Origin of the sequence: Mesoplasma grammopterae ATCC 49580, assembly GCF_000701525.1 — a bacterium.
GTDB classification, from domain to species: domain Bacteria; phylum Bacillota_I; class Bacilli_A; order Mycoplasmatales; family Mycoplasmataceae; genus Mesoplasma; species Mesoplasma grammopterae.
Map to the genome: position 1 here is coordinate 31117 of NZ_JNJC01000007.1, position 13923 is coordinate 45039.

Below are 13923 nucleotides of genomic sequence, written 5' to 3' on the forward strand. Positions count from 1 at the left end.
TATTATAATGATTATAATCTATTTAGTAAAGGAGAAAAGTACTTTGAAAACAATAAAGACTAAAATGGTTTACTCTGAAACTACAGAAATTAAAAAATCAAAATTTATTTGTACCGCTTTTCAGGTTAATTCTAAGGAAGAATTAGAGCAGTTTTTAAAAGACTTTTCTTTAAAAGATGCCAGACATAATTGTTATGCTTACAAAATTGGCACTAAAAATGTTTTTGGTGGATACAGCGATGATGGAGAACCAAAGGGAACTGCAGGAAAACCCATTTTTAACGTAATAGAAAAAAACAATTTAACTAACATTTGTGTATTGGTTACAAGATACTTCGGTGGAATAAAACTTGGCGCTGGTCCTTTGACCAGAGCATATACTTCAAGTGCAGCTAATATTATAAAAACTGTTGAACTTGAAGAAATTAAAGAAATAAACAGTTTAAGTATCACATTTAAAATTAATAATATAAAAGATATCGAATTGTTTTTATCTAAAAATAATATTGAAATCATGAACAAAATTTTTAATGAATCATTATGTATTTTTGAATTAAATACTTTTGAAGAAACTCTTATTGAAATCAAGCATTTACTTAATTAAGTATATTTATATTTAAATTGCATAGTGTGTTATAATCTCCTTGTAAGGATTTAGAAAAATGAATACATTAAATGAAAAACGCACGATATTAATTATCGACGGGTATCATTTGCTACATAAGGGTTACTATGGAACTCTTAAGAGAAAAAAATTAGCAACTAATAGAGAAGGTGTTCCGATCAATGCGATTTACACTTTTGTTGCAAAAATTAATCAATTAGTAAAGAAAAATAACTACTACAGCATCATTGTTACTTTAGACATGGATGAAGGTTGTTGACGTCGAGAATTATATCCAGAATATAAAGCAAAAAGAAAAGAAACTCCTGAAGATTTAGTTCCACAAAAACAAATCATTAGAGAATTTTTAACTGCGGCTAATATCCCATGATATGAAATGCCTAGATACGAAGCTGATGATATTATAGGAACAATTAACAGAATAGCTCTCAAATTAGACTATGACGTGCATATATTGTCAAATGATAAAGATATTTTCCAACTTGTTGGTGAAAGAACTACAGTAATTACTAATAGTAGTAAAGATGACGAGCATATTTTAATTGATCACGAAAAAGTTGTTGAAAAATTTGGATGTCATCCTAATCAAGTTGCTGACATAAAAGCGCTGATGGGTGATCCTAGTGACAATATTAAAGGTGTAAGATATTTACATTATGCTCAAGCAATAGAACTTTTAAATAAATACGGAAATATTGATAATATTTTTGATCACATTGATGAAATTAATAAAAATATTTCAAAAAGATTAAACGAAAGCAAAGAATTAATTTTAACCAATAAGAAAATTACAACAATTCAGGATAGATTGCCTATTGGTAGAGTTAATTTAAAACCAATAAGAGTCAATTGATATGGTTTGAGTAAATTTCTAAAGAAACAAAAAATGTGAGCTTACGTTGCTGATGTTGAAAAAATGGCGAGTGAATCAAGAAATAAAAATTCTAAGGTTAATAAAATAAAAAATGAACACATTTCAAAAGAAAAATAATCAATATAATATTTTAAAAGTTTTGGTTATAAGTTTTTTAGTTCTTTCAATAACACTTTTCTTTGTAGGAAGTTTTTTTGACATGCAAATAAATTCTTGATTTGCTCAAGGAATGGACAACAGGGTTATCAAAATAATAGTTTGAGTTTATGAAGAAGCGGGAATGACTCAATCATTTATTTTTATATTTTTATTTATCGCCGTCATTTTAGAAGTTACTTTCATTTCATCAAATAAAAGTATGAAGTGAAAAATTATACTTATTTTATACTATGTTGGTTGATTAGTTTTTTGACTTTCATTTAATATCGTTGAGATTGTTTCTGCGCCAAATAGAAATGATGGATTTGGGCCAGGTGTAAACGGTTGATTTCTTGATAGCCAAAAAATACGACAATATATTTTAATTGCGCTTTTTATTATTGAAACATTAGGATTCATCGCAACTTTTTATCATCTTAGATTTAAATTTTCTAATAGAGCAGATCTTATAAAAAATGGTTACAGAGTTGACGCAATTAAAGCTTTAACTTTTTATATATTATCGAGTGTAGTTGTATGAATTATGAAGCCAGTTTTTGGTAGACCTTACTTTTATAGCGTAGATTTTTCTAACTTGTTTTACTCTGATAGACTTCAACCTGAATGAAGAGACTATTGAATACAAACTGGTCATACAATTAAGAGCTGAGGGATTTTAAATCAAGGAACAGTAGAATCTGTTCCTTACAAAGAATGATGACAAATAAATGATTTTTTTGGAAATATTGGAGATTTATTTAAACCTCTTGGGTCAGGTAAAGCTGGATGATGAAATATGGATTTTCCATCTGGTCATATGAATTCCTGTTTTGCTATTTTATTTTGCGGATATTTCTTTTTCGGACAGAAAAAGAATAGAAATATAAATATTTGAAAATGAGTATTTTTAGTAATATGATTTATTCACATTAATTTAATGCAGTATACACAAATTATTTCAAGAACACATTGAATAACTGACACATCATTTACAATTTCTATATCTTTAATTTTATTAATCATAAACGGATTTTTAATAGATAAAATTATAAAAAGATATAACACTAGAAATAATAAAAATTTTAGATAAAGATTGATGACTTTATTATTATTTTTATTTTGATAAAATTAAAAAAGATTTATTTTAGGAGAACATATGAGTTTAATATTATTAGAAAACATATCACACCAAAATGGTGGAAAAAAATTATATGAAGAATCAGACATGCGAATCAACAAAGGTGAGCACGTCGCTCTTTTAGGTCCAAACGGCGCTGGTAAAACAACTTTATTAAATATTATTTCTCAAAAAATTGTTCCAGATCATGGTTTGGTAGAGTGACATCCAAAAGCAAAAATTGGATATCTTGATCAACACCAAGAAGTTGATATGAATATTACCGGAGAAGAATATTTAAAAGATGCATTTAAATATCTTTTTGACATGGAAGCACAAATTCATAAAATTTATGAAGACATGGCTACCGAATACAAGGAAGAAGAACTTGTTAAAGCCCTTGCTTTACAAGATGAATTAAATATTAAAGGATTTGATAGCATTGACAAGCAAATAGGAAACTTGGTTGCTGGTCTTGGTATTGAACCAGATAATATTAAAAGACCCTTAGGATCACTTTCTGGTGGTCAAAGAGGAAAAATATTATTAGCTAAACTACTTTTAAAAAACGATGACTTTATTTTACTTGATGAACCTACAAACTTTTTAGACGTTGAACAAGTTGAGTGATTAGTTACTTTCTTACAAAATTATGAAAATGCTTTTTTAGTTGTTTCTCATGATAGAGATTTTATAAATAGAATCGTTAATGTAATATATGCAATTGAAAATCTTGAAATTGTTAGATATGTTGGTAACTATGACAAATACGTTGAGCTTTCAGCGTTACGTGCTGAGCAATATGATAGAGCTCGTGAAGCTCAACAAGGTCAGATATCAAAACTTAAGGAATATATTGCTAAAAATGGAGCCAGAGCCTCAACTGCTCGTAGTGCTCAATCAAGACAAAAACAATTAGAAAAAATTGATGTAATGGATGCTAGAAAAGAAAATGCAAAACCTAACATGCATTTTAAATATAGAAGACCAAGTTCAACTGTTATAGTTAAAGCAGATAAACTTGAAATCGGTTATGACTTTGCTTTAACAAAACCATTAACTTTTGAACTTAGAGAAGGTGAAAAATGTATCGTTAAAGGATATAACGGTATTGGTAAAACAACCTTCTTAAAAACTATTGCTGGAGAAATTGAGAAAATTGATGGTGAAGTTGAAATTGGACAAGGTGTTTTCACAAACTTCTTCCACCAGATTGATGACTTCGAAGAACATGAAACACCTGTTAGTTATCTACTAACAAGATATCCTCAAATGACACCTGGTGAAGTCAGAGCAAAGATTGGTATGTTTGGTATAAAAAGTGAATTGATGATGAATAAAATGAAAGAACTTTCTGGGGGAGAGCAAACAAAAGTTAGGTTAGCCGCTCTTAGTTTAGAACCAAGTAGTTTACTTATTCTTGATGAACCAACTAACCACATTGATGTTCTTGCAAAAGAATCTCTTTTAGATGCTATAAAAGCATTTGAAGGGACAGTTTTAATTACAACCCACGATATTAACTTTGAAACTCAATGAGCTGATAAAGTTTTAGATTTTGAAGATATATTAGGTTAAAAAAAGGAAACTTTGCGTTTCCTTTTTTTATATTAAATTAAAAGTTTTTAACAGCTTTTAAAATTTGTTCTTTTACTTTTTCTAAATTTTCAATTGGTGTTTGTTCTGCATAAGGTGGTATATCCATCATTTCGTTAATGATGATTTCGCTTTTTACCTTAGCACCTAAAAATTCTCAAATGTTTTTTACATATTCTGTAAATGCTGAGTTTGGAGTTCCAGTTCCACCTTTTGTTGCTAAAATTTGAATATCCTGTATATTTGAAAGCAACCCTATTGCATTACCATCTGTTGAGCCCTTATATGTAAAAGTAAGGTTTGCAATTGTTATATGATCTATATAGTTTTTTAATATAGCTGGTATACCTCAGTTAACCATTGAAAAATTTAAAACTATTTTGTCAACTGATTTTAATTGTTCTATAAAATCAAATGAATCTTCTTGATTGAAATATTCAGCGATATTGTTTCTTGTTAATGTTTTTTGTGACATTTTAGCCTCATTTAAATCTAGATTAATGATTTCATCATTTGGATTCATTTTTTTATATTCTTCAATAAACATGTTTGACATTGCTAATGAATCTGAATTGTTTAATTGAGAAACACTTGAATTAATTACTAATACTTTTTTCATTTTGTTTATCCTCTACTTTGTATTTTATCTATACACGTATATAATATTATAAAACAATAAATAATGTAAGTACCAAAAAAAATGTTATATACTTACAAAAAGGAAAGTAAGGAAAATTATGGAAAAATTTTGCCCATTAGAATACACATTAAATTTTATTAAATCAAAGTGAGTTATATTAATCATACGAGAACTTTCATTTGGAACTTGTCGCTTTAATGAATTGGAAAAAAGAATAGCAGGTATTAGTCAAAAGGTATTAACATCAAACTTGAGGTTTTTAGAAGAAAATAAACTGGTAGAAAGAACAGTTTACCCTGTTGTTCCACCAAAGGTTGAATACAGTTTAACAGATTTAGGTAAAAGTTTAAAACCAATACTAGATCAAATGAGCGATTGAGGAGTCAAAAATTATGGAAAATAAAACTATATATTTAGCTGGGGGTTGTTTCTGAGGAGTTCAAGCTTTTTTTGATTATCAAAAAGGAATAATTAAAACAACTGTTGGTTATGCACAAGGCGATATAGATAACCCTACTTATGAAGAAGTTTGTACTGGAAAAACAAATCATACAGAAACTTTAAAAATTGAATTTAATGAAAAAGAAATATCTCTTAAAGAAATATTAGATTTATATTTTTCAATAATAGATCCATTCTTACTAAACCAGCAGGGGAATGATAGGGGTACACAATATAGAACTGGTATATATTCAATAAATGACTCCGATTTCACTTTTGTAAAAAATTATTTGGAAAACTTTCAAAAACAAACAACTCAAAAAGTTGTTGTTGAAAATGAAATCTTAAAAAATTTCTTTAACGCTGAGGAATATCACCAAAAATATTTAGACAAAAATCCTAATGGTTATTGTCACATTGATTTATCAGATTATAAAAAATAAAAGCTCATTAAAGCTTTTATTTTTTTATTATACAGTCATCGCAAATTATGCATGCTATTTTATTTTCTTTATTATTACATAAATACATTTGTTTTTTTGTAAATGAAAAATCACCTTCACAACAACTGCAAATGTTTTTATCAAAATCATTTACTTCATTTAACAAATCTTCACCTAATTGTTTTTTTAAAAAATCTTTATATATTTTTGATCTATTTGGCTTTTGATTATATTTTTGTTCAAAAAGCTTTTCTAATATTAAAGTCTCATCATTTAAATAAATATTAACTTGCTTTCCACCTAGTTTATTAATAACTTCAAATTCTTCGTTTTTCATCTTAACCTCTTTTAATTATTATATATCAAAATAATTTTATATACATATTTTATATACATATTTATAATAAAGTGATAATATTAAATTAAGGAATAATTCCTTGGAGGTTTGTATATGGCAGATAATAAATGTGCTTGTAAAACATGCAGCTGTGCTGATTGCACTAAAGAAAGCTGTACTTGTAAAGATTGCAATTGCACAATGAGTGAGTGCTCTTGTGACTAATAAAAAAACTTAGCTTTTGCTAAGTTTTTTTATCTTTTTGGGAAAAATAATCTAAGCGCATTATCCCTTGTTATTTCTGCTACATCAGATCTACTCATTTTTTTAATATTAGCTATTGCTTCAACAACTAAAGGTAAATATTTTGGAGCATTAGTTTTTTTATTGTATGGTTTAGGTGTATCATAAGGTGCATCTGATTCAACAACTATACTATTCATAGGTAATTCTTTAACAACTTTTTTTAAATTTTTATCTCTTGTAACTTGACCATTTATTGATATTAGAATACCTTTTTCAATAAACATTTCTGCAATTTCTAAACTTTCATTAAAAGCATGTAAAACTGCTTTATGATATTTCTCTTTTTTTAGTATAGCTAAAACATCATGATAAGCATCACTTGATCCTTCTATATCCCTTACATGTAACATTAATGGTAAATTCATTTTCTTAGCAAGTTTAACTTGTTTTGTAAATCCACTAATTTGTTGGTTTTTATATTCAATACCTCTTGAATAATCTAGACCAGTCTCACCAATTCCAACCACTTTATCTGCGTTAGCTAAAATCTCTAAAGTATTATATGCTTCATCTGTGAAAAATTGTGCGTGTGTTGGATGTATTCCAACTAATGCTCAAACATGTTTATTTTTTTGCGCTTGGACTAAAGCAACTTTTGATGATTTTATATCATACCCAACATTATTAATTATATCTACTCCGCTTTTTTTAGCCTCAGCCGCCATTTCGCTGCTTGAGATTTCATTTTCAATATAAATATTGTCATTTAAGTGACAATGTGTATCATATACTCCTGCCATTATGTAATCCTCTTTTTCTCTTACTCTTTAATTATAAAACTTTTAAATATTAAAAATTAGTTTAGCGTTGCTTGTTGTTAATTTTATTACTTCTTCTTTAGTTACATTTTTTATTTCTGCAATTTTCTCAACAGTTAAATTAATAAATTTTGCTTCGTTTAATTGTCCTCTATGTGGATGTGGTGTTAAATACGGTGCGTCTGTTTCAACTAGCATTTTTTCTAAAGGTATAATTTCAACGGCTTCTTGAAGTACTTTTGCATTTTTAAAAGTTACTGCACCCCCTATATTTATGTAACAACCTAAATCCAAAAATTTTTGTGCGTATATAGAATTAGCCGAAAAGCAATGTACTATAATTTTTTCTAAATTATATTCTTTTAAAATTTCAATAACATCATCATATGCTTCAAAAACATCAACGTGATCTCTTATATGTATCTGCAATGCTTTATTATGTTTTTTTGCTAACTCAATATGTTTTTTAAAAAATGTTTTTTGCAACTCTGCGTCTTCCTTAGTATAAAAATAATCAAGACCAGTTTCACCAATTGCTATAACCTCTGCTTCTTTGGCTAATTCATCTAATTCTTCCATAACTGAAAAATCATTTTTTGAAACATCGTTTGGATGAATAGCAATACCTGCAAAAACAATTCCCTTATATTTTTTAGAAAGTTCAACAGCTTTTTTACTTGAATTAATATCAAAGCTTGCGCATAAAAAACCTTCAACATCATTTTTAATAGCCTCATTAATCATAGGTTCTATCATTTCATTTGTATATTTATAATCATCATTAAAATGTATGTGTGCATCAAAAATTTTATTTTCTTTTAACATTTTTATATTCCTTTTCAGTAGTTTTGTTAATATTGATTATAAACTTTTAGTGATATAATTAAAATAATAAAAAGGAGAATATTTTTATGAGTAAATTATTAGTTATAAATGGTTCTGTTATTCCAAGTGATAAATCAAATTCACACGAAATGGCAAGAGTATTTTTAGAGGAATACAAAAAAGTTAATCCAAATGACGAGATTATTGAATTAGATTTAAATAAACTTGTTGTCGGAACAAATGTTTTAACAACTGAAACTTTTTCAACTTATTGAGGTGAAGAGGAAGGAATGAAATATATTAATCAATTAAAAGATGTTGATAAATTATTAGTTATTGCTCCAATGTATAACTTCCATGTTTCTGGAATGTTAAAAAACTATATTGACCATGTTGCTTTAGCTAACCAAACTTTTTCTTATAAATACGCAACAAAGGGTGCAAGCATTGGTTTATTAGATAAACTTAAAGTTCAAATACTTGCTACTCAAGGAGCTCCAAAAGGTTGATACCAATGAGGAGATCATGTAGCATATTTAAAGGGTACATGAGAATTTATGGGAGCAAAAGTTGCTGAACCTATTTTATTAGCTGGTGTTAAGGTTGAACCACTAAGTACTCAATCTCCAAAAGAAATTGTTTCATCAATAACTTCTGATTTGATTGCTGCTGCTAAAAAATTTTAAATTAAAATCGGGTTTCCCCGATTTTTTATTTTGTTGCCTTTTTATCCGCTACCGCCAGTGCTTCTTGAATTACTTCTTCAAAGTTTTTATTATCTAAGATTTTTTGCCCTTCAATAGTTGATCCATTTGGAACACAAATTTGATCGACTATTGTTCTTAACTCTACTTTAGATTTAGATGCATTCATAACACTTCCTATGATTGCCTCTTCTATTATTCTAAAGGCTTGTTCTTTTTCAAAACCTTTATCAATTGCATAATCAGTCATAGCTTTAAAAAATGAAATTATATAAGATGGTGAGCAACCAGAAATAGCTGTTAGTGTTCCAAATTTATCTTCATCTATATTTTCCACTATTCCACAAAGTTCAAACATTTCAGAAACAAATTTCATTGTTTCATTTGATGCATTTTTAGTTGCTAAAGCTGTCACAGATTTTTGTATAGAAGCATTCATGTTTGGCATCATTCTAATTACTGAAACTTTCTTATTTTTTACAAAATTATTCTGAACATCTTCTATTGTAACTGCATTCGCCATACAAATAATAGTTTTTCCATCAATTTTTAATTGATCCATATTTTTACATAAAGGCTCAACATCAATAGGTCTTGTCCCAATGACAATGTAATCTATTTTTTTAGGTTCTATTTCTGAAATATCTTTTAAAGGTCTTAGTCCTTTAATATTTTTTATCGCTTTATCTTGAACTTCTTTTATTGCATCGTATCCAAAAACCTCTATTTTATTATTTGAATTTTTTAAAACTCCCTTAACAAGTGATGAGCCCATATGACCTAAACCTATGAATAATACTTTTTTCATGTTTACCTCTTTTTATTTATTATTAATTATAGTTTAAAAGATAAAAAATAACCTTAATGGTTATTTTTAATCTTATTTAGTTAGATTGATTGTATCTTTACAAATCATTAATTCTTCATTAGTTCTAACCGCTAATACTTTTATTTTCGAATTTGGTGAAGATATATATTTATAGTCTCCATAACTTTCTTCATTTTTAGTATTATCAATTTCAATATCTAATAAAGGTAATTTTTCTAAAATAAATTGTCTTGTATGAATTGAATTTTCACCAACACCAGCTGTGAAAACAATACCATCGATATTATGTCCTAATAAGTTTGCAAATCTAATAATATAGTCCGCAGCAACTTGTGTATATTTGTTAAGTGCTCTTTTGTAATCTTCATCACCTTTAAAATATCCACCAGTTACATCGCGCATATCACTTGATTTTCCGCTTAATCCTAACAGACCTGATTCTTTATTTAAAATATTTGTTATTTTTGAAACGTCCAATTGTAATTCTTTACACATGTATTCGATAATTGACGGATCAATATCACCACTTCTTGTTCCCATCATTACACCAGCGAGAGGAGTTAATCCCATTGTTGTATCAAATGATTTACCATTTTTAATACATGTTATACTTGCACCGTTACCTAAGTGGCAAACGATAAGATTTAATTGGTCTTTAGGTTTGGCTAATACTTCTGACATTTTTTCTGCTATGTATTGGTAACTAATACCATGAAAACCATATTTTCTTACACCATGTTCTTTATATCAAGAATAAGGAACTGCGTATAAATATTGTTCTTCAGCTAAAGTTTGATGATATGCTGTATCAAAGCATGCTACTAATTTAGCTTTAGGCATAACTTTTTCAATGGCCTCAATGGCTGTTATAGCCCCTGGATTATGCAATGGTGCTAATTTAACTGCATCTTTAATTGTATCAAAAACTTTTTGATCTATAATTGAAGATTTACTTATCGTTCCACCATGAACAACCCTGAATCCTACAGCATTTATATCATCTACATTGCTGATAATATTTAATTCAATTAATTTATCTAAAATAAACTTAATTGCTACTTCATGATTTGGTAATTCAACATTATATTCATATTTTTTACCTTCATATTTAAATGAAACTGCACCATCAATAGTTATTCTTTCTGCTAAACCATCAAGAATATCAATTGGATTGCTTTTATCTAAATCATTAAATAATCTAAATTTAATTGAACTACTTCCTGCATTAACTACTAAAATCATATTACGCCTCCAATGCTTGATAAATTGTAATAATAGCTGTATTCATAATATCTGTTAATGTAGCTCCACGACTTAAATCATTAACTGGCTTATTGAATCCAAGGATGAATGGACCGATAGCTTCGTAGCCACCCATTCTTTGGGCAATTTTATAACCAATGTTTCCTGCATTAATATCAGGGAACACAAACACGTCAGGTGTTTGTTTAGTTAATTTACAATCTTTAAATTTTTTATCTCTTATTTCTTTATCTCAAGCCGCATCAAACTGAATTTCTCCAGCATAATTAAAATCAACTGTTTGAGAGTCTAATAATTCAACAGCTTCTTTAACACGAACTACGTCTTCACCAGCCCCTGATCCTGTTGTTGAGTAACTTAATAAAGCAACTTCAGGATTTTTAACATCAAATGATTGAGCAAATTTTGCTGTCATTTTTGATATGTCAGCTAATTGTTGACTTGTGGGTTTTAAATTTAATGCACAATCTGTAAAGAAGTAATTTTCTTCACCTTTGTTCATAATAAACACACTAGCTGCTAAAGCAACATTTGGTGATGTTTTAATAATTTGTAATGCAGGTCTTATAGTATCAGCTGTTGTATATGTTATTCCACATAGCATACAATCAGCTTTTTCCATTTTAACCAGCATTGCACCAATGTAATTGGCCTGTCCCATCAATTTAGTTGCTTGTTCTAAATTAGTTTTGTCTTTTCTTAAATCCATGAATTTTTCAATTAATGGTTGTTTATCCAATTTATCAATTGCAATAACTTCAATTTTTGAATCTAAAGATGATGGTATTGATTCTGATTTTTGAAATAACATAATAACTTTTGAAATATTTTCTTTAACAAGAGTATTAGCTACTTCTTGAATTTTAGGTTCTTCACCTTCGGGTAAAACAATGGTTTTTTTATGATCTAAGTCTACTAGAATTTTTTTGATTTGTTCTACTGAATACATATTAAAGGTTTAATGATTTTCCTGATTCTAATGCTTCAGCTGCTTCACCAATAGCTTCACTCATAGTTGGGTGAGGATGGATAGCTCTTGCCAATTCTGTAATAGTTCCTTCACATTCAATTAAAGTTGTGAATTCTGAGATCATGTCTGTTGCTCTATTTCCGATAATATGTGCACCTAATAAAGTTTTATATTTTGGTTCACAAATAATTTTTACAAATCCTGTTGTGTCATCATCAGCTAATGCTTTACCAATAGCTGCAAATGGGAATTTAAATGTTTTATATTCAATTCCCTCTTCTTTTAATTGTTGTTCAGTTTTACCGATCATAGCAATTTCAGGATGTGAGTAAATACAGCTTGGTATTTTTGAATAGTCCATTTTGATATCATGTGCCTCTGGTTTATTTGCTTTTAAAGCAATTCTGTTTGCTGTAACAATACCAGCGTGTGAAGCAACGTGAGCTAACATAATTTTACTTGTTACGTCTCCAATTGCATATACACCTTCTAAGTTTGTTTCACCATAATCATTTGCAATAATTGATTTACGTTCTGATAATTCAAGACCAATTCCATCAAATCCTTTAGTAACTGTTTTTCTTCCAATTGATTCTAAACAGTAATCTGATTTAACAGTTTGTTCTTTACCATCAATTTCAAATACAACTGATTTACCTTTAACTTCTTTAACTTTAGCATTAGTAAATATTTCAATTTTGTATTTTTCTTTTAATGTTTTTGTCATTAATGCTGTTACATCTTGATCTAACATAGGAAGAATTTTTGGTGCACCTTCAATAACTGTAACTTTTGTTCCTAAAGCCGCAAATAAACAACCAAATTCTATTCCGATAACACCACCACCAATTACTGTTAAAGTTTTTGGTATTTTTGGTAATGAAAGAATTTTTGTTGAATCGATTAAGAATCCACTTTCTCTTCCTTCTGCAAATCCTGGTAGTGGTAATTCGTTTGGAACTGAACCACTAGCAATTATTAAATTGTCACAGTGGTATTTTTTGCCATTTACAGAGATTGTATTTTTATCTAAAGCTGATGCTTCACCAATAATTTGTTTTACACCATTTTTAGTTAATAATACTTTAACTCCACCAGTTAATTTATTAACAACACCGTCTTTACGTTCAAGTGCTTTATTTCAGTTTATGCTAGGTTCATCTTTTGTTTTCATATCAATACCTAAGTTAGCAGCTTTGTGAACTATATCTTCAAAAACTTTAGCTGTTCTTAATAATGATTTAGTTGGTATACACCCAACATTTAAACAAACACCACCATAATATTGTTTTTCAATAATTAATGTTTTTAATCCTAGTTGAGCTGTTTTAATAGCTGAAACATAACCACCAATACCAGCTCCTACAACAATAACATCAAAGCTTTCTTCAATATCTGTATGTTTTGTTGCAACTGGTGTTGGAGTTGGTTGAGCAGCAACATTTTGAGTTGGTGCTGGCCCTCTACTTGGAATTAAATCATTTGATACAGGAGTTGAACCAACAACTGAAGCATTTTCTTCCTCTGCAGCTGGTGCTGCTTCAACCGTAGCACTTCCATCATCAATTTCAATAACAACATCTCCAACTTTAATTTCTTGTCCTTCAGAAATTAAAACTTTGGCAATCTTTCCACCAACTGGTGCTGGAATTTCAGAGTTAACTTTATCTGTTTCAACAAAAAATAAAGCATCTCCTTCTTTTATTTCTTGCCCTAATTTAACAAGAACTTCTGCTACTTTTCCTTCAGTAAGTCCTTCTCCAATGTCGGCAAATTTTACTTTAAACATTTTGCTTCTCCTCTTTTACATTAATAGTAATGCTGGATTACTTAAATAATTTTCTATTTTCATTAAGAATCTTCCGGCATCTCCACCATCAATTATTCTATGATCACATGTCATTGAGAATGGCATGATTCAACCTGCCTTAATTTCATCTTTTACAAAAATAGGTGTTTTTGTCATTGTACCTACTCCTAAGATTGCTGATTCAGGTGAATTAATAATTGGTGTGGCATAATCTAATCCAACTGATCCAAAGTTTGAAACTGTAAAA

The 13923-nt window shown here is 28.5% G+C and carries 16 protein-coding genes; 7 read left to right on the forward strand and 9 right to left on the reverse strand.

Going from position 1 to position 13923, the window contains the following annotated elements; translation table 4 throughout:
- The first annotated feature begins 43 nt into the window (after positions 1-43).
- From T314_RS0102560 to T314_RS0102575, 4 genes are all read left to right on the forward strand, one after another.
- Entirely contained in the window at positions 44-604 is a 561-nt protein-coding gene (locus tag T314_RS0102560; RefSeq protein WP_029512048.1) for an IMPACT family protein, read from the forward strand.
- Between the two features lie 58 nt (positions 605-662).
- A complete protein-coding gene (locus T314_RS0102565; RefSeq protein WP_029512049.1) occupies positions 663-1616 on the forward strand; it encodes a 5'-3' exonuclease in 954 nt (317 codons plus the stop codon).
- The gene (locus T314_RS04030; RefSeq protein ID WP_029512050.1) at positions 1591-2727 is read left to right on the forward strand and encodes a phosphatase PAP2 family protein; all 1137 of its coding nucleotides are present in this window, start codon (positions 1591-1593) and stop codon (positions 2725-2727) included. The genes T314_RS0102565 and T314_RS04030 overlap by 26 nt, the downstream gene beginning before the upstream one ends.
- Before the next feature lie 66 nt (positions 2728-2793).
- Positions 2794-4332 carry an ABC-F family ATP-binding cassette domain-containing protein gene (locus T314_RS0102575; protein ID WP_029512051.1) on the forward strand — a complete coding sequence of 513 codons (1539 nt, stop codon included), beginning with the start codon at positions 2794-2796 and terminating at the stop codon, positions 4330-4332.
- A 37-nt stretch (positions 4333-4369) separates the two neighbouring features.
- Here T314_RS0102575 and T314_RS0102580 read toward each other — a convergent pair whose 3' ends face one another.
- Positions 4370-4969: an FMN-dependent NADH-azoreductase gene (locus T314_RS0102580; RefSeq protein WP_029512052.1), complete on the reverse strand. Its 600-nt coding sequence runs from the start codon at positions 4967-4969 to the stop codon at positions 4370-4372.
- Positions 4970-5087: 118 nt separating this feature from the next.
- Between T314_RS0102580 and T314_RS0102585 the strand changes: the two genes are divergently transcribed.
- Entirely contained in the window at positions 5088-5393 is a 306-nt protein-coding gene (locus T314_RS0102585; protein WP_011182948.1) for a winged helix-turn-helix transcriptional regulator, read from the forward strand.
- Positions 5383-5874 carry a peptide-methionine (S)-S-oxide reductase MsrA gene (msrA, locus tag T314_RS0102590; protein ID WP_029512053.1) on the forward strand — a complete coding sequence of 164 codons (492 nt, stop codon included), beginning with the start codon at positions 5383-5385 and terminating at the stop codon, positions 5872-5874. The genes T314_RS0102585 and msrA overlap by 11 nt, the downstream gene beginning before the upstream one ends.
- A gap of 16 nt (positions 5875-5890) precedes the next feature.
- Here msrA and T314_RS0102595 read toward each other — a convergent pair whose 3' ends face one another.
- The 3 genes from T314_RS0102595 to T314_RS0102610 form a co-directional block, all read right to left on the reverse strand.
- Positions 5891-6211, reverse strand: coding sequence for a hypothetical protein (locus T314_RS0102595; RefSeq protein ID WP_029512054.1), 321 nt, complete (start codon positions 6209-6211; stop codon positions 5891-5893).
- Positions 6212-6465: 254 nt separating this feature from the next.
- The gene (locus T314_RS0102605) at positions 6466-7257 is read right to left on the reverse strand and encodes a TatD family hydrolase (protein ID WP_029512055.1); all 792 of its coding nucleotides are present in this window, start codon (positions 7255-7257) and stop codon (positions 6466-6468) included.
- A 42-nt stretch (positions 7258-7299) separates the two neighbouring features.
- Positions 7300-8100, reverse strand: coding sequence for a TatD family hydrolase (locus T314_RS0102610; RefSeq protein WP_029512056.1), 801 nt, complete (start codon positions 8098-8100; stop codon positions 7300-7302).
- An 86-nt stretch (positions 8101-8186) separates the two neighbouring features.
- Between T314_RS0102610 and T314_RS0102615 the strand changes: the two genes are divergently transcribed.
- Positions 8187-8786 carry an FMN-dependent NADH-azoreductase gene (locus T314_RS0102615; RefSeq protein ID WP_029512057.1) on the forward strand — a complete coding sequence of 200 codons (600 nt, stop codon included), beginning with the start codon at positions 8187-8189 and terminating at the stop codon, positions 8784-8786.
- A 25-nt stretch (positions 8787-8811) separates the two neighbouring features.
- Here the strand turns inward: T314_RS0102615 and T314_RS0102620 are convergent, their stop codons facing one another.
- The 5 genes from T314_RS0102620 to T314_RS0102640 all read right to left on the reverse strand — a co-directional run.
- Positions 8812-9612, reverse strand: coding sequence for a pyrroline-5-carboxylate reductase family protein (locus T314_RS0102620; RefSeq protein WP_029512058.1), 801 nt, complete (start codon positions 9610-9612; stop codon positions 8812-8814).
- A gap of 72 nt (positions 9613-9684) precedes the next feature.
- Complete coding sequence (locus T314_RS0102625) at positions 9685-10875, reverse strand: acetate kinase (protein ID WP_029512059.1); 1191 nt, start codon at positions 10873-10875, stop codon at positions 9685-9687.
- A gap of 1 nt (position 10876) precedes the next feature.
- Positions 10877-11845 (reverse strand): phosphate acetyltransferase, encoded by a 969-nt coding sequence (pta, locus tag T314_RS0102630; protein WP_029512060.1) that lies wholly within the window; start codon positions 11843-11845, stop codon positions 10877-10879.
- Position 11846: 1 nt separating this feature from the next.
- On the reverse strand, positions 11847-13655 hold the full coding sequence (gene lpdA / locus T314_RS0102635; RefSeq protein WP_029512061.1) for a dihydrolipoyl dehydrogenase: 1809 nt from the start codon (positions 13653-13655) through the stop codon (positions 11847-11849).
- A gap of 15 nt (positions 13656-13670) precedes the next feature.
- The coding region (locus T314_RS0102640; RefSeq protein WP_029512062.1) for a 2-oxo acid dehydrogenase subunit E2 at positions 13671-13923 on the reverse strand (253 nt) is incomplete at its 5' end.